Origin of the sequence: Natronosporangium hydrolyticum, from assembly GCF_016925615.1 — a bacterium.
Classification (GTDB): Bacteria; Actinomycetota; Actinomycetes; order Mycobacteriales; family Micromonosporaceae; genus Natronosporangium; species Natronosporangium hydrolyticum.
Genome location: NZ_CP070499.1, coordinates 4,697,726 through 4,722,973, shown reverse-complemented (window position 1 = coordinate 4,722,973; position 25,248 = coordinate 4,697,726). Strand labels below are relative to the sequence as shown.

The following is a 25,248-nucleotide window of genomic DNA, read 5'->3' as shown; positions in this document are numbered from 1 at the left end:
TGTGCGTGATGTCCGATGCCAAGGTGTGGATGGATGGGTCGTTGGTTGATTGGGATGCGGCGTCGGTGCATGTGAGTGCGCATGGGCTGCATTATGGGATTGGTTTTTTTGAGGGGGTGAGATGTTTTGCGACGCCGTCTGGTCCGGCGATCTTCCGTTTGACGGATCATCTGCAACGGTTGGTTCGGTCGGCGGCGACGTACTTGGTGGCGTTGCCGTATGGGGTGGAGGAGTTGGCGGAGGCGTGTCGGAGTGTGGTCCGGGCGAATGGGTTCGCAGATTGTTATCTGCGGCCGGTGGTTTTTTTGGGGGCGGGTGAGAGTCCGTTGGCGGCGCCGTATCATGTGGCGGTTATTGGGTCGACGCATGGCCCGTTGGTGGGGGCTCCGAAGGAGGGGGGTGTGGCGGCCAAGGTGGTGAGTTTTCACCGGGTGCCGTCGACGGTCATTCCTCCGGCTGCGAAAGCGACGGGTCAGTATTTGAATTCGTATCTGGCGCAGATGGAGGCGTTGACGTGTGGGTTTGATGAGGCGATTTTGTTGAATACCCAGGGGGAGGTGACTGATGGGTGGGCTCATAATTTGTTTGTGGTGCGGGATGGGGTGTTGATGACACCGCCGTTGTCGGCGGGGGCGTTGGCGGGGGTGGTGCGGGACACGGTGATGGTGTTGGCGGGGGAGTTGGGGGTCGAGTGTCGGGTGGAGCCGTTGACACGGACGGATCTTTACCATGCTGATGAGTGTTTCTTGACGGGTACTGCGGCGGGGGTTGTGCCGGTGGTGAGTGTGGATCGTAGGGTGGTGGGTGGTGGTGTGCCGGGGGCGGTAACGGAACGGTTGGTGGAGCGGTTCGGGGATGTTGTTTCGGGTCGGTCGACGGACCATCAGCAATGGCGCGAACCAGTTTCGGCAGAGGCCGTTGCGGACTCCCGCCTGCAGACGTGACCCCGTCTGATCTACCGACGGGATTCATGGTGAGCTGGTTTTCGGGCGTGGCGTCACGGCACTGATCGCATCCGGGCAGCGCAGCGGGTCAGCTCAAGACACGGCGGGTGGAACCTGACCCTGACCGACTACCAGCGGTAACCTCGCTCACCTACGCCGGACCCAGCCCGCGACCTTGCCAGCATTCCTGCCTGCCGCCACCGCCGAAGTCGTACTTTCTTGAGTCGGTCGTTACCCGGGCCGCCGCCCGACGACGGCTGGGAAGGGACGACCGGCGGGGACCTGCTACCTGGTTGCCGTATCGGTAGATCGGGATCTCTGAGCTCTCATTCGGAATGTACCTGGTTGGGCACCCCGTAGGAGGAAGTGACAAGGGTCGGCTGACCCCGTCGAAAGGAGTCCCTGTCCGAGGCCGGCGCTCCCCGCAGACCTTTCCTATGGTTTGTAGCAGGATCGCCCGGCAGGTGTTCGCTCTGTGCCAAGGGTTGCTGCCGTGGCGACGTGTCGACGACCCGTGAGGACGATATGGACGAGCAACAAGCGCTGGAGATTGTGACTCGGATGGTCGCGCGGGGGAGAGGCGTCGATGCGCGTGCGTTGACCCCGCAAACCGATCTGAAGGAGGACCTGGGCTTCGATTCGCTCGACGCTTCCGAGTTGTTCGCTTCCCTGCACGGCGAGTTAGGTACCGGAGTTGATCTGCCTGATCTGACCGAGTTGCGGACAATCGAGGATATTGCCCGGTGTATCGCGAAGCAGGAGGGGTGAACGATGATCACGCGATCTGGCCGCCACATCGACCCAGAGGATCCGGTGTGGATTCTCAACCACTACCGTGCAGCCGAGGTTCATGGTGCGGGCGCCATCATGCGGATGCAGAGGTTGGCGAACACCACGAGACTGCGCACAGATCTTTCGCGTCACCTGCGCGATGAGGCAGTTCACGCATGGCTGTGGACCCGTGCCATCGAGGAGTTCAACGGCGAGGTAGTCGACGTCGACGAGCCCTATCAGGCAGTTCTCGCTGCTCACTACGGAATCCCAAAGACCTTGAACGACATGCTTGCCCTAACCCTGGTATCGGAGCGGCGTGGTCTATCGGAATACGAAATCCACGTCGACCAGCAAGGTTTGCCGAAGGCAATCCGGCGTCCGATGAAGGCAATCATTCGTGACGAGCAGTGGCACGTGTCATACATTGAGGACGCGCTGCGGGAGCAGGCGAAAGAGGACAAAGGGGTGCACCAGCTCATCGAACGAGCCGAACATGCCGATGCTCTAGCGATCGAGGAGCTGGAGTCGAACGCCCCGGTGTAGGAGACCGACGGCTTGTGGACGGGAGAGTCGGTGCTGACCGAGCCGGGAGTGCCGGCCGTGGCAGTCTGGGCAAAGAAGGATGGCACGTATGTCGCAGGTTGGTCTCGGTCAGCAGTTGGCTGAATGGCCCACGGGTTACCAAACGACGCAAGCACTCTCGTTGGAGGAGGTAATCCGCCCCTTTGGCTCGGAGCAGACCGTGAGCTTCGTCGCTACTGATGGCGCACGGACCACGGTGACGTACGACAAGCTAGCCCGAATCGTAGCCACCGCCGGGAGTCGCCTCCGCGCACAGGGGGTGCGCGCCGGCGACTCGGTTGCGGTCACGATCACCAACGACCTCGAGGCGGTCACGGCTGCGCTCGGAGTCTGGTCCGCCGGCGCAACCCTGGTGTCGCTGCCTCCGGCCCCGCGCCGCGATCAGCAGGCCCCATATGTCGAACGGATCGGCGCGGTCCTGACTGCAATGGGCTGCCGGCACCACCTGACCTCGGCGGCTGCCGTCGCAATTCCAGGCCTGCAGTCCTTGCGGATCGAATCCCTGGCCGGCGACGACTCCGTCGTAGACCCCATACCCCCAATTCCGGACATAGCGCTCGTACAATTCACATCCGGGAGCAGGGGCGCTCCGAAGGGGGTCGCGATCAGCCGGGAGGCCTTCGCCGGACACATTCGCATGATTAGCGGAACCCTGGAAATGGACCCGGCAGTCGACTGTACGGCTACCTGGCTTCCGCTCTACCACGATCTTGGCTTTGTCTGCTTCTTCGGGGCAGCACTCTACAGCCGGGTACCCCAGGTGCACACTGAACCCCGGGCCTTTGTCCTCAATCCGGCACGGTGGCTGACGATGCTCGCTGCCGAGGGGGCAACGATCAGCGGTGCCCCGAACTTCGCCTTTCGGCTGGCCGCCCGCGCCGCGTACCCGGCCGGCCTGGACCTGTCCCGTATGCGCTTGTGTCTCAACGCCGCCGAACGTGTGCTGTGGCCGGATCTCACGGCCTTCCAGGAGACCGCTGGCGCGTTCAACTTTCCGTGGCAGGCGATCTCTCCTGCCTACGGACTAGCGGAGGGGACGGTCGGAGCCTCGGCCACAGTCATCGGAAATGGCCCCCGACAGGGTACTAACGGCCACGTTTCGCTCGGCCCGCCGCTGCCCGGCAGCCTACTCTCGGTGAAGGAACCAACCGGTCCCGGACCGGGATCCCTATTGATCGACGGTGATTGGTTGTTCGCCGGCTACTGGACAGAGCGAGGGTTCGAAGCGCAACCAGCGCGCCCATTCGACACCGACGACGCCGGTTTCATACAGGACGGTGAGATCTACGTAATCGGCCGCCGTGGCGAGGTAGCTTCCGTCGCAGGGCACAACGTGTTCGCCGAGGACATCGAGGCGCTGGCGAACACCATCGGAGCGCCCTATGTCGTCGGATGCGCTGCCTTCAAGCACTCCCGTGAGGAGGCGGGAGAGTCGTTCGGGCTGGTCTTGGAGGTCTCACCGCGGGAGCGGCCGCGGGCCGAAGAGTTGGCGCGCCGGGTGCGGGCGGCGGTGGCCGACGAGGCCGGCATTCGGCCAACTCCGCTAGTCGTGGTCCAGTCCGGCGTCATTCCCAGGACATCCTCCGGCAAGCCCCGCCGTCCCGAGCTACGGTCTATGGTCCTGGGCGATGAGTTACCGCCACGCCGGATATACGGCTCGGTGTCCTGAAGGCCGGTAGACGTCAAGCGCCGTGATTAGCTGGCCGGTCCGGCACGTCCGCAGCAACGAGCCGCTCGATCATGGAATCGAAGTGCTGATCAGGCTGCCGTAGCCGACCAGCGAGCGCTTCGGTCAAGACCTCGTCGGCGCCTCCGCCGATACGGGCGAGCCGAACATCCCGCCACCAGCGCTGGAGGGGAAAGCCAGTGGTGTAACCACGAGCGCCGAAAATCTGCAGGCAGTCATCGGTTACCCGTTCGACCAGATCGGAGACCACGAGTTTGAGGCCGGCGACCTCGTGTGCGAAGGGCTCCTCGCGGCTGCCCCGCTGGACCAATACCTCAAGACCGGCGGTGGCGACAGAGAGGTCGGCGTGTGCCCGCGCCAGCCTGTGCCGGACCACCTGCTTATCGATCAACTTCTCCCCGCCGGTCACCCGGTGTCGGGCATAGGCGCTGGTGAGCTGTAGCGCTAACCTGCCAGCGGTCAGGAGCTGGGCACATATCGACAGTCGCTCAAACTGTAGCAGCCGGCTGGCGTACGCCAGGCCGATTCCTTCTTGACCAAGGAGCGCGTCACCAGGAAGCGGCGCGTCCTCGAACTCGATAGCACCAACGTCACATGAGCGTAGTCCAACGGTGTCGTAGAAGCCGACAATTCGGATACCCGGCGCGTTGGTGGGGACCAGGAACAGGGACAGATCGCGAGGTCTGCTGCCCTGGGTCCGGCCGAGCACAAGAATGTGGGTGGCGGTGCCGAGGTTCGAGACATACTTCTTGTGTCCGGACAGGCGCCAACCGCCGCCGTCCCGAACGGCGGTGGTTTGGAGGCCGGAGAGATCTGAGCCGCCCTGAGCCTCGGTGGCGCCAAAGCACCCGATGGCTTCGCCAGCGAGTGCTTGTTGGAGAAGCAGCCGCTGGCGTTCGGTCTCACCCAGCCAATGGAGGCTGCCGACGAAGACCTCGCTGTGGCCCATCGCAGCCAGCGCTAGTCCACCACATGCCTGGCTGGTCTCCTCGGCCATTGCGGTGAGGTATCGAAGTCCACCGGTGGCGCCATGGTGCCAGCGCGCTTCGAAGGCGCCGTGGTTGGCGAGGTCAACGATGGCCTGGCGAGGGGTGTGTCCGGTTGCCTCCCAGCGAGCGACGGCCTCGTCGGTGATGCCGGCCATCGCAGTGCGCAGCGCGACGCGATAATTGGTGAGTTGCTGGTCGGGTGACGAGCTGGGCGGCTCCGCGGGCAGAATCTCGACCGGTTCGCGCCATTGCTGATGGTCCGTCGACCGACCCGAAACAACATCCCCGAACCGCTCCACCAACCGTTCCGTTACCGCCCCCGGCACACCACCACCCACCACCCTACGATCCACACTCACCACCGGCACAACCCCCGCCGCAGTACCCGTCAAGAAACACTCATCAGCATGGTAAAGATCCGTCCGTGTCAACGGCTCCACCCGACACTCGACCCCCAACTCCCCCGCCAACACCATCACCGTGTCCCGCACCACCCCCGCCAACGCCCCCGCCGACAACGGCGGTGTCATCAACACCCCATCCCGCACCACAAACAAATTATGAGCCCACCCATCAGTCACCTCCCCCTGGGTATTCAACAAAATCGCCTCATCAAACCCACACGTCAACGCCTCCATCTGCGCCAGATACGAATTCAAATACTGACCCGTCGCTTTCGCAGCCGGAGGAATGACCGTCGACGGCACCCGGTGAAAACTCACCACCTTGGCCGCCACACCCCCCTCCTTCGGAGCCCCCACCAACGGGCCATGCGTCGACCCAATAACCGCCACATGATACGGCGCCGCCAACGGACTCTCACCCGCCCCCAAAAAAACCACCGGCCGCAGATAACAATCTGCGAACCCATTCGCCCGGACCACACTCCGACACGCCTCCGCCAACTCCTCCACCCCATACGGCAACGCCACCAAGTACGTCGCCGCCGACCGAACCAACCGTTGCAGATGATCCGTCAAACGGAAGATCGCCGGACCAGACGGCGTCGCAAAACATCTCACCCCCTCAAAAAAACCAATCCCATAATGCAGCCCATGCGCACTCACATGCACCGACGCCGCATCCCAATCAACCAACGACCCATCCATCCACACCTTGGCATCGGACATCACGCACACTCCTCACATCGTGCGACGGCGAACATTCGACCGCGACGCCAACCGACGCCGCTCACCCACCACCGACGAACTCGTCGGCGCATCCTTCTCCCCATCCGCCAGCAAGCCATGATGCAACGCCACCGCCACCGCAACCGTCCGATTCGGACAATTAAGCTTCGCCAGCACATTCCCCACATGCCGCTTCGCCCCGTGCTCGGAAATCCCCAACCGGCGAGCGATTTGCTTATTACTCAACCCCTCCGCCAACAACACCAATGCCTGCCGCTCCCGCGGCGTCAACAAAAAAGACGAACCCTCCCGACTCTGACCGCGGCCCCGACCGTGCAGCTCATCAAGCATCCGCCGCGCCAAAACCCCCGGCATCGGCATATCCCCCTGCCGCAACTTCTGCAAAGCCTCCAACAACACCGCACGACTCAAACCCGCCTCCAACAAAAACCCATCCGCACCCAGACCACACCACTCCGACGTCAACCCATCCTCCGCAGACCGCAACAACAACAACGACGACGCACCCCGCTCACCCGCCACCCCCACAACCTCACCAACCCCCTCCACCCCACCACTCACCGACACCAACACCACATCAAAATCCCGCACCCCCAACAACGAAACCGCCCCCTCCACCCCCGAACACTCCACCACCGAACCAACCATCGACAAGCCCGACAACAACTGGCTAACCCCACACCGAATCAGCTCATCACCCACCGCCACCAATATCTGCAAATCCCCACTACCAGCCCAATGCGGTGGTGCGTCGAACCGTTGGGCTGCCGTCATCGGAACCACCGCCATTCATGCGAGGACACCAGTTGGTGGACATCGAGCTGGTCGCTTCGGCTCACGCTAGCCAAGATCAGCGAGGGTAGGGCAGCGTGGATGAGGTGCCCGATCGGGTATTGCCGGACGATCGAGTGGCAGGCAAGAATCCTCCGTTCGGTTGGGTCAGGCGATCTGGTCAGGTGCCCCAGCGGGTGCTTGGCCGTGCCTGTGCGTGCTCCTCGGATCGGCACTGTCAGGGTGACGAGGAGCGGCCACAATGGCAGCATGAATGGCGAAACAGCAGCTGGGAACGGTCATGTGGTAGCCACTGGCACCAGCCACTCCGGCTCGTACGAAGAGTTCCTGCACCTGGACGAGCTCTTCGCCGCCTGTCAGCAGGTGCCAGATCATCCCGATGGTCGGTTCTTCGTCATGGCACACCAAGCGTTCGAGCTCTGGTTTGAGCTGCTCCTCCACGAGCTGGAGCAGGCGCGCGACGACTTGCTGGCGGAGCGGGTCGAAGCCGCCCAGTACCGGCTCCGACGAGTCGTAGCGGTGGATCGGCTGTTGCTGGCGCAGTTGGACACCCTGACGACCATTAGCCCTCAGCAGTTCGCAGGTCTGCGCCCCAGCCTGGGTACCGCCAGCGGATTGGAGTCGACCAGGTTCCGGGAGATTGAGCTGCTCTCAGGGCTGGTGGGGCGGCACCTCCCGACGACGGTGGCCAGCCAGCCCCGAGTACGACGGAGGCGGCAAGAGCCAACGCTCTGGGATGCGTACCGCAAGCTGGTGCGGCGACGGGGTTTCGCGGAGCCGGCGGACGTCGTCACCTGCGATCACAGGTCCTGGGAGCTGACCGAGCTCGCCGAAGCATTGCTTGATCATGACGAAGCCTGGGTGATGTGGCGGGTGCGGCACGCGGTGGTGGTCGAGCGCATTATCGGTCACCAACCCGGCACCGGGGGTTCCACTGGGGTTGGATACCTCCGTTCCCGGCGAGACGACCGGTTCTTCCCTGACCTGTGGCAGGCCCGGACCCGTCTTCGGTAGGGGCGTCGGGATCACCCGGGCACCCTGTCTAGGCAGGTGACCAAACGGGTACCCCGTCTTGCTCGTTCAGGACGGTGACTGGGCGGAGCCCCCGGTCGAGGGGCGTTTCTCAGCCGCTCCCTCGGCAGGCTAAAGGCAGCGAACTCGCTAGCTCCGCGTGACCGGGCGCGGTGTACACCGTCAAGAGCAGGAGCGCAGATGACCGACCCAGTCGCCGTAGGGCAGCTCGACGGCACCTTCGTCGATGTTTTGCGAGCCAACGCTGCTAGCGACCCAGCGCGAAACGCCTTTCGGTTCTTGTCCTATCCAGGTGGCGGCGAGACCTCCGAAGCTGTCTACACCCGGGGTGAGCTGGACCTGCGGGCCCGCGCGCTGGCTGCGTCGCTGGCCGAGCGGGTCAAACCCCAAGATCGTGTCCTGGTGCTGCTTCCGCCCGGGCTCGACTTCCTGGTAGGTACCTTCGGTACTCTCTACCGTGGAGCTGTGGTGGTGGCGTGCCCTCCTCCAGTGGATGGTCCAAGTGACCCGCGTACCGAACGGGCGATGCAGATCGCCGCGAACGCGGAGGTCTCGGCAGTAGTGACGGTTGAGGCGATCCGGCAACAACTTGACGACGTAACGGGACAGCTCGCAGGTTCGGCGCCATGGTTGACCATCGACACGCTGGACCCGACCGCCAGCGACGCATGTGTCGCGGAGTCGATCCCCGGTGAGAACCTCGCGCTACTGCAGTACACCTCCGGTTCCACGGGGGCTCCCAAGGGAGTGATGGTTAGCCACGCCAACCTCATGTTTCAGCTGGCGCAGATGCAGCAACTGGGTCAGCTCTCATCGGGAACCAACGTTGTCAGCTGGATCTCGCCCTACCATGCCTTGGGTATCGCCGGTCATCTGATGCTGTCGCAGTACCTGGGAGGCGAGGCGACCTTCCTGACTCCGGAGGACTTCATAGCCGATCCGGCTCGGTGGTTGCGAGCCATCTCCGCTACTCCCGGCCCGGTCCTCTCCTGCGCCCCGAACTTCGCCTTCGATCGCTGCGTGGACCGTATCCCGGAGTCACAGCGATCAGGCCTCGACCTCGCTGGCTGGCATACCACGATGAACGCCGCAGAGCGCATTCGCCCATCTACAATAGAGCGGTTTACCGCGGCATACGCGCCTTACGGATTCCGTGCCGAGGCGATGACCCCGGGCTTCGGCATGACTGAGACGATGCTGTTCATCACCGCTCGGCACGCGGATCCCTCACCGACGGTGCTGCATGTCGATGCAGCAGAGCTCGAGAGGGGACGCGCTGAAGTGCTGCCGGATTCCCATCACCGGCGGCTCAGCCTGGTCGGAGTAGGACTTACGGGACCACACTGTGAGGTGGTCGTGGTGGACCCGGACACCCATGCCCCAGTCGCGGAGAGGCAGGTCGGTGAGGTGTGGGTCGGGGGTCCGATCACCTGTCAGGGATACTGGCGGCGCGAACAGCTATCCGATGCGACTTTTCGGGCCCGGTTGGCCGATGGCTCGGGGCCCTTCGTGCGTACCGGCGATCTCGGGTTCTTCTTTGGCAACGAGCTCGTGCTGTGCGGCCGGCACAAGGAGCTCATTATCATCCGCGGCCGCAACATCTATCCCCAGGATGTGGAGCTGACCAGCGAGCGGGTTCACCAAGCCTTGGCAGGTGCCCCGGCGGCGGCGTTCTCAATTGACAGTGAAGAGGGCGAGAAGTTGATCGTCCTCCAGTCGATATTAGACCCGGAGGCGTTCTCGGACAGTCTGACGAGCCTCGCCACCGAGATTCGATCCGCGATCACTAATGAGCATCAGGTGGAGGTTCACGAGGTGCTCGTCGTCCCACCCAACGAGGTGTCGAAGACGGTGAGCGGCAAGGTGCAGAGGGGCGCATGCCGGGACCGCTACCTGGCCGGGAAGGTAACCGCACTGGCAGCGTCGGCGATGGCAACACCGATCGGTGATGTCGAAACGCCGACCGCGACGGCCACGCTCAGCGTGGTGCTGGGTTCAGTGGACAACCTGATCCGGCCAGTGATCATCTCCGCGGACCTGCGGCGCCGCCTCGCCTCGATGCTGGGCGTGGCAATCAGTGAGGTCCCGGAGGAGACCCCACTCGCTGGGTTGGGGCTTGAGTCGCTACGGGCGATGGAGTTGCGGGGAGCCCTAGAGCGCGATACCGGGGTGCTGATACCGGTCTCGACCTTCCTTCGTGCATCCGTCGCCGAGCTTGCCGAGCATATCTCCAACGGCTTCGAGTCGAAGGAGGTAGCGCCGGCGGACTATCCGCCGGCGCGACATTCCGAGGCTGAGACCGTAAGTCACGCGACGGCGATCCAGAGCGCCGACCTGGAGCAGCGTTACCACCCGTTTCCGTTGACCGACTTGCAACACGCCTACCTGGTAGGGCGAGCTGACGGATACGACCTCGGCCGTGTCGGTACCCACCTGTACCTAGAGATCGATACTGAATCCTTGGACCAGGAGCGCCTGTACGCGGCGTTGGTGGAGCTGGTGGACCGCCACGACATGCTGCGGGCAGTGATCACCGACGATGGCGAACAAAGGGTGCTGCCGATGTCGGAGGCGACTCCGGTGCCGATGGTGGTGACCGACGTGGCCGGATCCGCAGCGGAGGTGTCGACCGAGCTAGCGCGAATCCGGGAGGACATGTCCCACGAGGTACGCCCGGTGCACGAGTTCCCACTCTGGCAGGTGCGGGTCTCCCGATTGTCCGGCGGCGCCGCCCGGTTACACGTCAGCATTGACCTGTTGATCGCCGATGTCGCGAGTGTGCGGCTCTTCTTCGACGATTGGCGCCGGTTGTATGAGGGGGAGAAGCTGGCCCCATTACGACTGACCTTCCGCGACGTTGTCCAAAGCTGGCTTGGCAAACGCGATGAGGAAGAATACCAGCAGGCACGAAGCTACTGGTTGGACCGGATCGACGAACTTCCGGAAGGCCCGCAGCTGCCGTTGACCCGACCCGACGGGAGCGACCGGCCGACCTGGGTGCGGCGCGACCACAGTGTGTCACCTGCTCATTGGACACGAATTCGCGAAGCGGCAGCACGCCACCAGGTGACGCCGACCGCGACCATGCTCGCGGCTTTCTCGGTGGTATTGGCCCGCTGGAGCCGCAATGGCCGGTTCCTGCTCAACCTGCCTTTATTCAGCCGGGAATCGCTACACCCGGACATCGCTGCGGTGATTGGCGACTTCACCGGGGTCACACTGCTGGAGGTAGATCTGCAGGGCAATCCCACATTGGCGGAGCTGGCGCAACGTTTGCAGGAGCAGTTGTGGCAAGACTTGGCGCATCGCGACTTCAACGGGGTTGAAGTCCTTCGAGAACTCGCTGCCCGGCGGCATGCCCAAGGGCGAGCGATAAGTCCGGTGGTCTTCGCGAGCGCCCGCGAGCAGGGCTGGGATCGTCGTGGTGAGGATTATGGAGCATTTGGGCAACAGTGGCTTGGCACCACCCGTTACGCGATATCTCAGACCCCGCAAGTCGTGCTCGACCATCAGGTATACGAAAACGTCGGGGCGTTGGAGTTCAACTGGGACGCGCCCGCTCAGGTTCTTTCGGCCAACCACCTCGACAACATGTTCGACACCTATTGCCAGTTGCTGGAAACGCTGGTGGATGAGGCTGGTTGGGGTGTGGGGGTTGGTGGGTTGGTGCCGGTTGGGTTGGGGGAGTTGGTGTCGGGGGTGAATGCGACGGATGGGGTGGTGCCGGAGGGGTTGTTGGTGGATGGGTTGGTGGGGTGGGGGTTGCGGGATCCGGGTCGGGTGGCGGTGGTGTCGGCTGATGGTGGGGTGTTGACGTTTGGGGAGTTGGTGGGGTGGGCGTCGGGTGTGGCTCGGGGTTTGCGGGAGGTTGGTGTGGGGCGGGGTGATGTGGTGGCGGTGGGGGTGTCGAAGTCGGTGGAGCAGGTGGTGGCGGTGGTGGGGGTGTTGTTGGCGGGTGGTGTGTATTTGCCGGTGGATGTGGATTTGCCGGTGGCGCGGAGGGGTGAGTTGTTGTCGGCGGGTGGGTGTGGGTGGGTGTTGTGTGCGGGGGGTGATGGGGATGTGGTGTGGCCTGGTGGTGTGGGGGTGTTGCGGGTGGATGAGGTGTGTGATCGGGAGGGTCCGGTGGAGGTGTCGCCGGCGGTTTCGTCTGATGTTGCTTATGTGATTTTCACGTCGGGTTCGACGGGTGTTCCGAAGGGTGTGGCGGTGTCGCATCGGGCGGCTTTGAATACGTGTGTTGATGTGTGTTCGCGGTTTGGTGTGGGTGCGGATGATGTGGTGTTGGGGTTGTCGTCGTTGAGTTTTGATTTGAGTGTGTGGGATGTGTTTGGGGTGTTGGGTGTGGGGGGTCGTTTGGTGTTGCCGCGGCGTGGTTCTTCTCGTGATCCGGGGCATTGGTTGGAGTTGGTTTCGGGGCATGGTGTGACGGTGTGGAATAGTGTGCCGGCGTTGGCGGAGATGATGGTGGCGCATGTGGAGTCGGGGGGTGGGGAGGGTGGTTTGGATTCGGTGCGGTTGGCGTTGTGGTCGGGTGATTGGATTGGTTTGGATTTGCCGGGTCGGTGGCGTTCGGTGGTTTCGGGGTGTCGGGTGGTGTCGTTGGGTGGGGCGACGGAGGCGGGTATTTGGTCGGTTTTTTATGAGGTGGGTGAGGTGGGTGCGGGTTGGGAGTCGGTTCCGTATGGGCGTCCATTGGCGGGTCAGCGGATTTATGTGTTGAATGATCGGTGGGAGGATTGTCCGGTTGGGGTGGTTGGTGAGTTGTTTATTGGTGGGGTGGGGTTGGCGGAGGGGTATTGGGGGGATGTGGTGCGTTCGGCGGAGCGTTTTGTGGTGCATCCGTTGTCGGGGGAGCGGTTGTATAGGACGGGTGATCTTGGTCGGTGGTTGGCTGATGGGAATGTGGAGTTTTTGGGGCGTGAGGATTCTCAGGTGAAGGTGGGTGGTTTTCGGATTGAGTTGGGTGAGGTGGAGGTTGTGTTGGGGCGGTGTGTGGGGGTGTCGGCGGTGGTGGTGGTGGCGGTGGGTGGGCGTCGGGGTCGACGGTTGGTGGGCTTCGTGGTGCCGAGCGGGAGTCGTCCCGCCGCTGCTGCCGCGGCCGGAGCCGAGGATCCCGCACGGCAGCGCCCGCCGTCCACGGGAGCGGACTTCGGTCGGGACCGGCAGTTGCTCGGTGACGTCATCACCGACCCGGCACAGCGGGCTGCGATTACTATCTCCCAGCCGGCACGGCGGACCGGGTGGACCGCCGGTGTGGACCTGCCTGCGGCGACGGACCCGGTCCGGGCGCGCGGGCAAAGCTTCCGCCGCGCCAGCTACCGCACGTTCGAAGCAACCCCGCTGCCAATGACCGAGCTGTCTCGGCTCCTCGAATGTCTTCGGGCGTGGCCTGATGATGAGCGGCCGGTGCCCAAGTACAGATACGGTTCAGCAGGATCGCTCTATCCAGTACAGACCTATCTCTATGTCAAGCCGGGCCGGGTGACCGGTCTTTCTGCCGGTGCCTACTATTACGATCCGGTCGAGCACCGGCTGTATCCGTTGCGCGATGGCGAGACGCTGCCAGCGGACATGCAGATCGACGACAACCAAGCCGCCTTCGAAGGTGCCGCTTTCGGCATCTACCTGGTCGGACACGCCGCCACCGTGCGGCCGATGTACGGTGACCGATCCGAGCAGTTCTGCCTCCTGGAGGCCGGCCAGATGAGCCTGCTCCTTCAGGAAGCGGCCGCGCTGGGTGCAGTGGGTCTCTGCGGAATCGGCCTTCACCGCAACGAAGAGCCGCTGCGGGAGGCTTTCGGCCTGGCGGACGACGACTTCCTGCTCCACAGTCTGGTTGGTGGGGTTCGGGCGAGCGCGGCACCCGGCCCGGGGAAGCCGGATCCCGCCCAGGCCGACCCGTCCGAGCTCATTGCGGAGGTGCGTCGGTATGCCAGCGAACACCTGCCGGCATACATGGTGCCCGTCGACCTTCGGGTGATGGCGGAGTTGCCGCTCAATGCTCAAGGAAAAGTCGACCGCCGGGCGCTCGCCGCGCTCGCTGATGAGGTCGACCGGAGCAGCGCGCCGGTCGTAGCACCCGGGTCCGACTTGGAGTCGCAGATCTTCGATGTCTTCGCGGCGGAACTCGGCACCAAAGGGATGAGCGTTACCGATAGCTTCTTCGAGCTAGGTGCCGATTCGGTCGCGATCGTACGGATCGGCCGCCGACTCCGAAGCGCCCTTGGCCGGGAAGTGCCGCTGATGGCCCTGTTCGAGTATCCCAGTATCCGCCGGCTGGTCGGATTCCTGGACTCGACGGGAAGCCGCCCAACTGACCGGATCGATGAGGCGTTCGACCAAGCACAGCAGCGGCGCGCAACTCGCCGTCGCCGCCATGCCTTCCCCGCGGAACAGGAGGTCTGAGCGTCATGAGCCAAACCGCCGACGCCGGCACCGGCAGTGAAATCGCAATTATCGGTATGGCCGGCCGCTTCCCCGGCGCCGCTACGTTGCCGGAATTCTGGCGCAACCTCCGTGACGGGGTGGAGTCGATCACGAGATTCGACCAGGAGCTGTTGCTCTCTGCCGGCGTGCCGGCTGAGTTGCTGGCCAATCCACACTATGTCGCGGCCGCGCCGGTCCTGCCTGACGTCGACTTGTTCGACGCTCACCTTTTCAACTATCCAGCCCGCGAGGCGGCTCTCATCGACCCACAGCAGCGGCTCTTCCTCGAATGTAGTTGGCAGGCGCTCGAGGACGCTGGCTATGCCCCCGGCGGGCGCGTCGATGATGTGGGCGTCTATGCCGGCGCCGCGCTCTCGACCTATCTCCTCCACCACCTGCTGGCAGGCCGTAGTGAAGCATCCATCGCGGACACGCTGGAGCTTCTGGTGACCAACGACAAGGACTACTTGGCAAGTCGCGTGTCGTACAAGTTGGGTCTCCGAGGGCCGTCGGTCGCAGTGCAGACCGCCTGCTCTTCGTCGCTGGTCTCGATCCACCTTGCATGCCAGGGCCTACTTGATGGCGACTGCAGGATCGCGCTGGCAGGGGGGGTCGCGGTGCGCCTGCCGCAACCGTCTGGCTACCTGTGGCAGGAAGGCATGATCTTCTCGTCGGATGGACACTGCCGCCCGTACGACGCGTCGGCCACAGGCACCCTCTTTGGTAGCGGCGTAGGAGTTGTCGCGCTGAAGCGGCTCTCCGACGCGCTAGCGGATCGCGACCGGGTACTCGCAGTCGTTAAGGGGTCGGCGGTAACCAATGATGGCGCAAACAAGGTGGGCTATACCGCCCCCGGGATGGCTGGTCAGGCCCGTGCGATCAGTACCGCACTAGGTCTGGCTGGTGTCGAGCCGGCGACAGTGACCGCGATCGAGGGGCACGGTACAGCGACACCACTCGGTGACCCGATCGAGGTGGCCGCACTCACGCGAGCGTTCCGGGCTCGTACCGACCGACGCCAGTACTGTGCGCTCAGCTCAGTCAAGTCGAACGTCGGCCACCTTGATACTGCGGCCGGAGTAGCTGGCCTGATCAAGGCGGTCCTCCAGATCCAGCACGGACAGCTCGTACCCAATCTTCATTTCACCACGGCCAATCCGGAGATCGACTTCTCGGAGACCCCGTTCTTTGTCAATACCGAGGTGCGCGACTGGGCTCCCGGCGGCGACGTACCGAGGAGGATCGGGGTCTCCTCATTCGGCATGGGAGGCACCAACGCCCACGTCGTCCTTGAGGAGCCGCCGACCCTGCAGCCCCGGCGGCAGCCACCAGGCGGGTCGCACTTGATTACCGTTTCTGCGCAGACTGCGGAAGCGCTCACGGCCGCCGCCGCCGCACTCGCCGACGCGCTCGAGAGCCCGGCCGCGCCGGAGCTGGCCGACGCCGCATATACCCTGCGTGTGGGGCGCCAGGCGATGGCGCACCGCCGTGCAGTCATCGCGGACTCTTCGGGCGCGGCCGCGATGGCGCTCCGGGGGAAGGAGCCGGGATCGCTCGCGGCCGGGGTCGCTCCGATGCGACCGCGAGTAGCCTTTATGTTCCCTGGTCAGGGTAGTCAACGTCCGGGTATGGGCGCACACCTCTACGAGTCTGAGCCAGCGTTTCGGGACGAGGTAGACGCCTGCGCCCGCTTCCTTACGCCTTTGCTCGGACTCGATCTGCGAGCACTGCTGTTCCCGCCGGCGGGAGCTGAGCCGGCCGCCGCGGAGCAGTTAGAGCGGACCGAGTTTGCCCAGCCAGCGCTCTTCACGGTGGAGTACGCCCTGGTGCGGCTGCTCGACTCGTGGGGGGTCAAGCCGGAGGCGATGATCGGCCACAGCGTGGGGGAGATCGTGGCAGCCTGTGTCGCCGGCGTATTCACTCGAGATGACGCACTCGCGCTAGTCGCCGAACGTGGCAGGCTGATGCAGCAGCTGCCCCATGGATCGATGCTGTCAGTAGCGCTCCCGGCGGAGCAGCTGCAGAAGCAGCTCCCGCCGTCGGTGTCGATCGCCGCGATCAACGCTGCGGAGCTGTGCGTGCTCTCCGGAGAGACTTCCGCCATCAACGCGCTCGAAGCGGAAATGAGTCAGCTCTATGTGCCGTGTAAACGGCTGCGGACATCCCATGCCTTTCACTCGGTGATGATGGAGCCGATGGTAGACCCGTTCCGGAAAGTGGTGGCGGACCTACCCAAGCAGCAGCCCAGTATCCCGTATCTCTCGAACCTCACCGGGCGATGGAGCACACCGGAGGAGGCAATCGATCCTGCGTACTGGTCACGGCACGTCCGGCAGCCGGTCCGGTTCGCCGAGGCGCTGGACAGGCTCACCGAGCAAGCGGGAATCGTGCTGATCGAAGTTGGCCCTGGGCGGACGCTGCAAGCCTTGGCTAACCAGGGCAACCGGCGGGTTCCCACCGTCGCGGCTATGGACGAGGCGGAGGAAAGTGCGGGCTCGCTGTCGTTGCTTTCCCGCCTGTGGGCCAACGGTGTCGAGCTGGACGATGCCGCCTTCCCGGTCGCGCCCGAGGCGTGCCGGGTCGCGCTGCCGACGTATCCGTTCCAACGTCGCAGCTACTGGGTTGCACCGGCTGCACCATCGGGAAATAACCAGAGCCGTTCCGGTATCGAGGCCATCGAGATCGCGGAGAACGCCGACGCTACCTCGACCGCGGGGGCGGCAACCGCGCGTCCACCGGTGAGTACGGAGTACACGCCGCCACTGGACGACCGGGAACGATTGATCGCCGGCGTTTGGCAAGAGCTATTGGGAGTAGCACCGGTAGGCCGGCGCGACAACTTCATCGAGCTCGGCGGACATTCGCTCTTGGCGGCAAAGATGGTGACCCGAGTCAAGGATGCGTTTGGCGTCCCGCTTACCCTGCGTGAATTGATCGCCGCGCCCACCGTGGCGGATCTGGCAGACCTGGTGGCACAGGCGCAGAGCGGTCCCACCGAGGCGACCGCCGCGGGCGGCGATCTGCTGTCCGAGTTGCCCCAGGCAGTGCCGGACCCGGCAAACATATCCGAGCCTTTCCCGCTGACTGAAATCCAACAGGCGCAGTGGATTGGCCGACTTGGCAACTTCGAAGGCGGCAACGTCGCGGCACACGTCTACTGGGAGATTGATGCCGAGGACATCGACCTCGAGCGGCTTGAGGACACCTGGCAGGCAGTGATCCACCGACATGAGATGCTGCGCGCGATCGTTCTCCCCGATGGCCGGCAGCGCGTGTTGAGCGACGTTGGTCGGTACCGCATCCAAACGTTGGATCTCAGCTCAGCGGAGACGGGGGAGGCGGCGACCAGCCTTGCAGCAGTCCGGGAGGAGCTCACCGGCCACATGAGATCGGTGGACGAGTGGCCGTTGTTCGATGTCCGGGCGACCCGGCTTCCCGACGGGCGAACTCGAATCCACCTTGGCTTCGACCTTTTGATCGCCGACATCGGCAGTATTCGATTGATCTCCCGTGATTGGCGTAAACTGTATCAGGGGGAGACTTTACGTCCGCTCCAGATCAGCTATCGGGACTACGTGCTGGCGTTGGAGAAAATGCGGCAGACGCCACTCTACGATCGAGCCCGTGACTACTGGCGGGAGCGGATCGCGGTGCTGCCGCCACGGCCGGATCTGCCGGTACTGTCATCGCCCGATCCGGGGGAACAGCGGGAGCCGATATCTTTCGACCTGCGGCTGGACGCGGCAGCCTGGCGTCGGGTTACTGAACGGTCCGGTGCGTTGGGATTAACTCCGTCGGCCGTGATGCTGGCAGCTTACGCCTTGGTCGTCGGTCGGTGGAGTCGGTCGGCTCAATTCAGTTTGAACGTCACGGTCATTAACCGGCTCCCGTTCCACGAACACGTGGCTGACCTCGTGGGCGAGTTTGCTTCCTTCGATTTGCTACCTGTTGACCTTGAGGTTGACGGGGATCTGGTCTCACTCGCCCGGCGGTTGCAGGAGCAGAGCTGGGCAGATCTTGAGCATCGCTACTTTAGCGGGGTGGAGGTGCTGCGAGAGATCGCTCGAGAGAAGGGTGGAGGCGGCGACGCTGTCGCACCGATCGTTTTCACTAGCACCATTGTCCAAGATAGCGAGCCTGGCGACGAGACCTGGTTTGGTTGGGTCGGCGACATGGTTCACGAGCTTGCGCAGACACCGCAGGTCTGGCTGGACTTCGCTCTGCTGGAAACTGCGGATGGGGTCCGTCTAAGCTGGCATGCTGCTCGGCAGACATTCCCCGAAGGCATGCTCGACCAGATGTTTGACATGTTTGAATGCCTGGTGCGGCAATTGGTGGATGAGGCTGGTTGGGGTGTGGGGGTTGGTGGGTTGGTGCCGGTTGGGTTGGGGGAGTTGGTGTCGGGGGTGAATGCGACGGATGGGGTGGTGCCGGAGGGGTTGTTGGTGGATGGGTTGGTGGGGTGGGGGTTGCGGGATCCGGGTCGGGTGGCGGTGGTGTCGGCTGATGGTGGGGTGTTGACGTTTGGGGAGTTGGTGGGGTGGGCGTCGGGTGTGGCTCGGGGTTTGCGGGAGGTTGGTGTGGGGCGGGGTGATGTGGTGGCGGTGGGGGTGTCGAAGTCGGTGGAGCAGGTGGTGGCGGTGGTGGGGGTGTTGTTGGCGGGTGGTGTGTATTTGCCGGTGGATGTGGATTTGCCGGTGGCGCGGAGGGGTGAGTTGTTGTCGGCGGGTGGGTGTGGGTGGGTGTTGTGTGCGGGGGGTGATGGGGATGTGGTGTGGCCTGGTGGTGTGGGGGTGTTGCGGGTGGATGAGGTGTGTGATCGGGAGGGTCCGGTGGAGGTGTCGCCGGCGGTTTCGTCTGATGTTGCTTATGTGATTTTCACGTCGGGTTCGACGGGTGTTCCGAAGGGTGTGGCGGTGTCGCATCGGGCGGCTTTGAATACGTGTGTTGATGTGTGTTCGCGGTTTGGTGTGGGTGCGGATGATGTGGTGTTGGGGTTGTCGTCGTTGAGTTTTGATTTGAGTGTGTGGGATGTGTTTGGGGTGTTGGGTGTGGGGGGTCGTTTGGTGTTGCCGCGGCGTGGTTCTTCTCGTGATCCGGGGCATTGGTTGGAGTTGGTTTCGGGGCATGGTGTGACGGTGTGGAATAGTGTGCCGGCGTTGGCGGAGATGATGGTGGCGCATGTGGAGTCGGGGGGTGGGGAGGGTGGTTTGGATTCGGTGCGGTTGGCGTTGTGGTCGGGTGATTGGATTGGTTTGGATTTGCCGGGTCGGTGGCGTTCGGTGGTTTCGGGGTGTCGGGTGGTGTCGTTGGGTGGGGCGACGGAGGCGGGTATTTGGTCGGTTTTTTATGAGGTGGGTGAGGTGGGTGCGGGTTGGGAGTCGGTTCCGTATGGGCGTCCATTGGCGGGTCAGCGGATTTATGTGTTGAATGATCGGTGGGAGGATTGTCCGGTTGGGGTGGTTGGTGAGTTGTTTATTGGTGGGGTGGGGTTGGCGGAGGGGTATTGGGGGGATGTGGTGCGTTCGGCGGAGCGTTTTGTGGTGCATCCGTTGTCGGGGGAGCGGTTGTATAGGACGGGTGATCTTGGTCGGTGGTTGGCTGATGGGAATGTGGAGTTTTTGGGGCGTGAGGATTCTCAGGTGAAGGTGGGTGGTTTTCGGATTGAGTTGGGTGAGGTGGAGGTTGTGTTGGGGCGGTGTGTGGGGGTGTCGGCGGTGGTGGTGGTGGCGGTGGGTGGGCGTCGGGGTCGACGGTTGGTGGGCTTCGTGGTGCCGACCGATACCGGACGTGATCCGTCCCATGTGCTCGCGGAGGTCACCGCACACGCAGGGCACGAGCTACCGTCCTATATGGCTCCTTCCGCGCTACATGTCGTCGACCGGCTACCGCTGACTGTCAATGGCAAGGTAGACCGCAACGAACTCGCCAAGCGAGCGGCCACCGACGAATCGCGACCAGCGGCGACCGAGACGGCCGGTGCGCTCAGCGACAGCGCTGCTCCGATTGCCGAGAGACTCGTTCGGGTCATGGGGCAGGTTCTCTCAAAGAGCGACGTCCGGCCCGAAGACAACCTGTTCGCCATCGGTGGGGACTCGATTACCGGCATCCAGATCGTCAACCTGTTGCGTTCCGAAGGGGTCGATATCACTCCCGCCGACCTGTTCGCTCAGCCGACCGTCGCTGCGCTTGCGGAGGCGGTGGCCGCTCGCGCCGGCACTGGCGCGAGCGACTCCGCGCGACTGCCGATCACCGGGTATCAGCAGGCCTTGCTGTCGGAGTTGTCCGAACAGGGCAGCGGCCCCGCCCATCAGCTTCTGTTGGCGGTCGCTACTCCGGAGCAGGCGGCGGCTGCTCCGGCCGGATTGATCGCGCGGCACCCAGCGCTGCGACTACGACTGGGGCTGGCTGGCCCGGAGTCAAGTCAGCAGCTGATTCCAGTGGAGGAGGACGAGGAGCCGGCGCCGCTAGTTGACCTGAGTGGTCTGCCCGAAGAGCAGCGTTGGTCGGCAATGCGGCACATGCTCAGCGACCTAAGCAGTGAACTCGATCCGGTAGCCGGACCGACGGTGAAAGCGACTATCTTCGACCTCGGAGCGGAGGGCTGCTGGCTGGCCTGGGTTGTGAGCGCGTTGGTGGTCGACGCAGCCTCCTGGGAGATTCTGTACCCCGAACTGCTCGCCGCGGTGACCGGTTCAGGAGCGACCGTGCCTACCTCAGCGCAGGTGGGCGACGGGGACCTGCGGGCGCTGCTCACCAGCCAATCCGCTGCCTGCACGCCGGCACCCGGATCAGGCAGCGAGCAAGGGTTCGCCTCGCCAGAGCAGGGGGCAGCCTCCGCCGGGCCAGTGCTGCTGCCACCGGGTTCAACCTTGTGGCTGGACGACTCGGACCCGGCAGCTACGCGCGAGCGAACGGTGGTCTCCCTTGACCCGGCCACGAGCCGAGAGATGCTCGAGGCGGCCCTGCAGCAGCACCGGCTAAAACCCCCGGAGCTGGTGGCGGTGGCGGTGGCGATCGCTCTGAACCGCCTGGGAGTGACCGGGCCGGTAGTCGCCGAGGCGGAACGCGACCTCCGCGCCGCCGGGTTGGCCGGTGGCGCCGCCACGGTGGGTCCATTGTCTTGGCTCGGGCCACTACCGCTGAACAGCTGTGAAACCGACGTGGCAGCCTTGGTTGCTGCCGTCAAGGATGCTTATCGCGACCCTGAGCCATCCCTTCCGGCCAACTGCGGCCTGCTCCTGCGGCACTTCGGCGAGTTTGATGGTGGCGTCGATCCGTTTATTGCTCGGGAAGCAGGCCTGCCGGTGATGAGTAGCCCGCTTCGTCCACTGACTATCGACTCCTACCTCGTCGGGGGGAGACTGCATCTTCAGGTTACATACCCGGCTGGTCATCAGGAGTCGAGTTCGTTCGTCGACGCCCTTCGCGAAGCGCTGGGGCACGTGACGAGGAAGTTGCACGAAGATATGTCCGGAGCGGTGAGTCCGAGCGACTTTCCACGGTCCGGGCTGAGCTCCGACGACCTAGCCACCTTCCTCGCTGCAGTCACCGGCAGGACTACCTCCGGCCCCGCGAGCTAGAACATTAACACCAGCCTGCTGGAAAGGAGCACTGAGCACATGCGACAAGAGAACATTGAGGATATCTACGAGCTCTCCCAGGTGCAGGAAGGGATGCTTTTCCACAGCTTGTTCTCGCCGGGCTCGGGGATCTACGTGGAGCAGGTCACGCTGACCCTAGAGGGGACCCTCAACGTCGATGCGTTCTGTCGATCATGGCAGACCATTGTCGATCGGCACCCGATTCTCCGGACGACCTTTCATTGGGAAGGCGTCGATCGAGCGTTACAGGTGGTTCACCGGGAGGTCAGCTTCGGTATCGAGATTCTGGACTGGCGAGATGCCAACCCCGAGGAGCAGCAGCGCCGCCACGAAGAGCTGACCCACCGTGACCGGATGGCGGGCTTCGAGTACGACCGGGTGCCGTTAATGCGTGGCCGCCTGGTCCAGTTCTCGGACCAGCGTTGGCAGTATTACTGGAGCTTCTCACACCTGCTGATGGACGGCTGGTCTTTTGGTCTGGTCTTCGCGGAACTCGCGGAGATCTACACTGCCTATGCCACAGGTGCGGAGCCGTCCTTGGCCCCCGCTCAGCCATACCGCAACTATCTGACGTGGTGGCACGAGCAGAACCGAAGCGAAACCGAGCAGTACTGGCGTGAGTACTTGGCCGGTTACCAGGTGCCGGACGCTTGGGAGGTCGGGACCGCCCCCTCGGCGGAGCTTTCCCCAGACGAACCAACGCATGTCTTCCTGCCGACTCCCGAGCTCGGCGAGCTCATGCCGGAGCTTGGGGAGTTCGCCCGCGAGAACGGCCTGACGCTGAACACCGTGATGCAGGGGGCCTGGATGGTGCTGCTCAGCCGATATCTGGGCCGGGACGACGTCATGGTGGGTTCTACCGGTACCCAACGGCCCGCGAGTCTGGCCGGCGCGGAACAGATCATGGGACCGATGCTCGCGACCATGCCGGTCCGGGCGAAGGTCGACGATGGCGCTGATCTGATCACGTGGTTGCAAGAACTGCAGACCGGGATGGCTCAGTCCCGCGAGCACGCCGACATCTCTCTGCCCGACTTGCGCCGTCTCGCCGACCTGCCTGGCGACCGGCCGCTCTTTGAGTTTGACCTTGCCTTCGAGAATGTGCCGGTGCCGGATCTGCGGCTCGCCGATGTCCTGATCACCGAATCCACCTACGACGGAAGGCCGCACTTCCCGGTGACGATGCTGGTGATGCCTGGCGACGCTACCCCCGAGCCTCGGCTTGTGTACGACCAAACCCGGTTCACCAGGGCGGCCATGCAGCGGCTGGTGGAGCAGTTCACCGCCACCTTGGTAAACATGGCACGCTACCCCGAGCTGCGGTTGGGTGAGATCGACATCATGCCGCCAGAGCAGTGGCAACTGGTCATCGACGACTGGAACATCACCGAGCCGCAACCGGCCGCCACCACGCTGCCGGAAGTCTTCGCAGCTCAGGTTGCAGCGGCGCCGACGGCGGTGGCGGTAGTGGAGGGGAAGAAGTCGGTTACCTATACCGAGCTTGCGCACCGGGCCTACCAACTCGCCCATCAGTTGCGAGAACTCGGTGTGGGTAGGGGCGACCGGGTGGGGTTGTGCTTGCAGCGTTCGGCGGATCTTGTCGTCGGCGTGCTGGGGGTCCTCGCTGCGGGTGCCGCGTATGTGCCGCTTGATCTCGGCCACCCGCCAGAGCGCATGCGATACATCCTTGGTGATGCCGGGGCCGTTGCCCTCGTGACCCACAGTGGCGCGGCGGGCCAGGCGCCGACGGTGGCGGGGCCGGTGGTTGACCTGGATCGCGACGCGCAGGCGTTGGCCGCACAGCCGACTGAGGCGCCGGAGTTCGCTCTCGGCCCTGACGACCTCGCCTACCTTCTATACACCTCGGGTACGACCGGCCGGCCAAAGGGCGTCATAGTTAGCCACGGCAATGTGACCCGACTGCTCACCAGCGTGGAACAGCGGTTGCCGCTAGGCCCCGACGACGTTGTTGCTATGTGCCACTCCTACGGCTTCGACGTCTCGGTCTTCGAGATGTGGGCCGCGCTCGCCTACGGTGGCCGGCTGGTAACGGTGCCGTTCGAGGTGGTACGTAATCCCGACGAGCTACTGGATACATTGGCTGCGGCGAAGGTAACCGTTCTGGCTCAGACCCCGTCGGCTTTCCGGCCGCTGATCGCCGCGGCGGTAGGCGCTGAGCGGGACGATCTGGCCTTGAAGTATGTCGTGCTTGCGGGTGAGTACCTCGACGTCGGGCTGCTGGATCCGTGGTTCGCGCACTACGGCGATGAGCACCCCTGGTTGGTCAACATGTACGGTCCAACCGAATCGACGGTCTACGCGACCTACCATCGAATCCGGGCCGACGAGTCGGCCGGGGCGGTCCGCAGTAACATCGGACGGCCGTTGCCCGATCTGCGGACATACCTGCTTGATGCCCGGATGATGCCGGTGCCGCCCGGAATGACGGGGGAGCTGTTTATCTCGGGTCCCGGGGTGGCCCAGGGATACCACAACCAGCCCGAGCTCACCTATCAACACTTCTCCTATGACACCTACGCCGGAGAGCCCGGCCACCGGATGTATCGGACTGGAGACCTCGCCCGGTGGACCGACGAGGGCGAGCTGGAGTTTCTTGGCCGGGCCGATCGGCAGGTGAAGATTCGCGGTTTCCGGGTCGAGCTGGGAGAGATCGAATCAGTGCTTCGAGAGCATCCGCATGTAGCGGACGCGGTTGTCCAGCTGCTCGAGGTGGCAGGAGATCGGCGACTGGTGGCTTACCTCGTGGCCGCCGACGGTCATCAGCCCTCCGAACCTGAGTTGCGGGAATGGTCCCGGGGGACGCTGCCGGACTACATGCTCCCCTCCCGGATCATGTTGCTGGACTCGTACCCGGTGACCGCCAATGGCAAGATCGACCATGCCGCCTTGCCGGGCTTGGACGGGGTCCGACCAGAACTGGCCGGGGAGTACATCGCTCCCCGTACCGCTACGGAGGAGGCGGTCGCCGCAGTCTGGCGAGAGCTGTTGAGCATCGACAAGGTCGGCTGTCAGGACGATTTCTTCGCCCTCGGCGGGCACTCGCTGCTCGCCACCAGGGTGGTCTTCAAACTCCGGGCCGAGCACGGGGTAGAGGTACCGGTGCGAACCCTGTTCGAGCGTCCCACCCTGGCCGGACTCGCCGCCGCGATCGACGATGGCACGACCGGCGCAGCCGCAGATCGCCGTATTGTCCGGCAGCCCCGAGTCGCGCAACGGCTGTGACCCGGCAGACACGCTCGCCCG

The 25,248-nt window shown here is 64.1% G+C and carries 10 protein-coding genes; 8 read left to right on the top strand and 2 right to left on the bottom strand.

The features are described 5' to 3' along the window. Positions 1–8: 8 nt before the first annotated feature. The 4 genes from JQS43_RS21130 (at position 9) to JQS43_RS21115 (ending at position 3,969) form a co-directional block, all read left to right on the top strand. Positions 9–944 carry a branched-chain amino acid transaminase gene (locus JQS43_RS21130; protein WP_275580945.1) on the top strand — a complete coding sequence of 312 codons (936 nt, stop codon included), beginning with the start codon at positions 9–11 and terminating at the stop codon, positions 942–944. A gap of 501 nt (positions 945–1,445) precedes the next feature. Next, positions 1,446–1,712: an acyl carrier protein gene (locus JQS43_RS21125; RefSeq protein WP_239676119.1), complete on the top strand. Its 267-nt coding sequence runs from the start codon at positions 1,446–1,448 to the stop codon at positions 1,710–1,712. A 3-nt stretch (positions 1,713–1,715) separates the two neighbouring features. Beyond that, entirely contained in the window at positions 1,716–2,261 is a 546-nt protein-coding gene (locus tag JQS43_RS21120; RefSeq protein ID WP_239676118.1) for a ferritin-like domain-containing protein, read from the top strand. Between the two features lie 160 nt (positions 2,262–2,421). Then, complete coding sequence (locus JQS43_RS21115) at positions 2,422–3,969, top strand: AMP-binding protein (protein WP_239676117.1); 1,548 nt, start codon at positions 2,422–2,424, stop codon at positions 3,967–3,969. Between the two features lie 13 nt (positions 3,970–3,982). Here JQS43_RS21115 and JQS43_RS21110 read toward each other — a convergent pair whose 3' ends face one another. Both JQS43_RS21110 and JQS43_RS26120 read right to left on the bottom strand, forming a co-directional pair. After that, positions 3,983–6,106: a branched-chain amino acid transaminase gene (locus JQS43_RS21110; RefSeq protein ID WP_275580944.1), complete on the bottom strand. Its 2,124-nt coding sequence runs from the start codon at positions 6,104–6,106 to the stop codon at positions 3,983–3,985. 12 nt (positions 6,107–6,118) lie between these two features. Next, the gene (locus JQS43_RS26120) at positions 6,119–6,901 is read right to left on the bottom strand and encodes a helix-turn-helix transcriptional regulator (protein ID WP_275580943.1); all 783 of its coding nucleotides are present in this window, start codon (positions 6,899–6,901) and stop codon (positions 6,119–6,121) included. Between the two features lie 267 nt (positions 6,902–7,168). On the opposite strand from JQS43_RS26120, the gene JQS43_RS21100 reads away from it, so the two are divergent. The 4 genes from JQS43_RS21100 (at position 7,169) to JQS43_RS21085 (ending at position 25,227) form a co-directional block, all read left to right on the top strand. Next, positions 7,169–7,933 (top strand): tryptophan 2,3-dioxygenase family protein, encoded by a 765-nt coding sequence (locus JQS43_RS21100; protein ID WP_239676116.1) that lies wholly within the window; start codon positions 7,169–7,171, stop codon positions 7,931–7,933. 198 nt (positions 7,934–8,131) lie between these two features. Then, positions 8,132–14,359 (top strand): non-ribosomal peptide synthetase, encoded by a 6,228-nt coding sequence (locus JQS43_RS21095; RefSeq protein WP_239676115.1) that lies wholly within the window; start codon positions 8,132–8,134, stop codon positions 14,357–14,359. Between the two features lie 5 nt (positions 14,360–14,364). Further along, positions 14,365–21,963 carry a non-ribosomal peptide synthetase/type I polyketide synthase gene (locus tag JQS43_RS21090; protein ID WP_239676114.1) on the top strand — a complete coding sequence of 2,533 codons (7,599 nt, stop codon included), beginning with the start codon at positions 14,365–14,367 and terminating at the stop codon, positions 21,961–21,963. Between the two features lie 39 nt (positions 21,964–22,002). Beyond that, positions 22,003–25,227 carry a non-ribosomal peptide synthetase gene (locus JQS43_RS21085; RefSeq protein ID WP_239676113.1) on the top strand — a complete coding sequence of 1,075 codons (3,225 nt, stop codon included), beginning with the start codon at positions 22,003–22,005 and terminating at the stop codon, positions 25,225–25,227. The last annotated feature ends 21 nt before the right edge of the window (positions 25,228–25,248 follow it).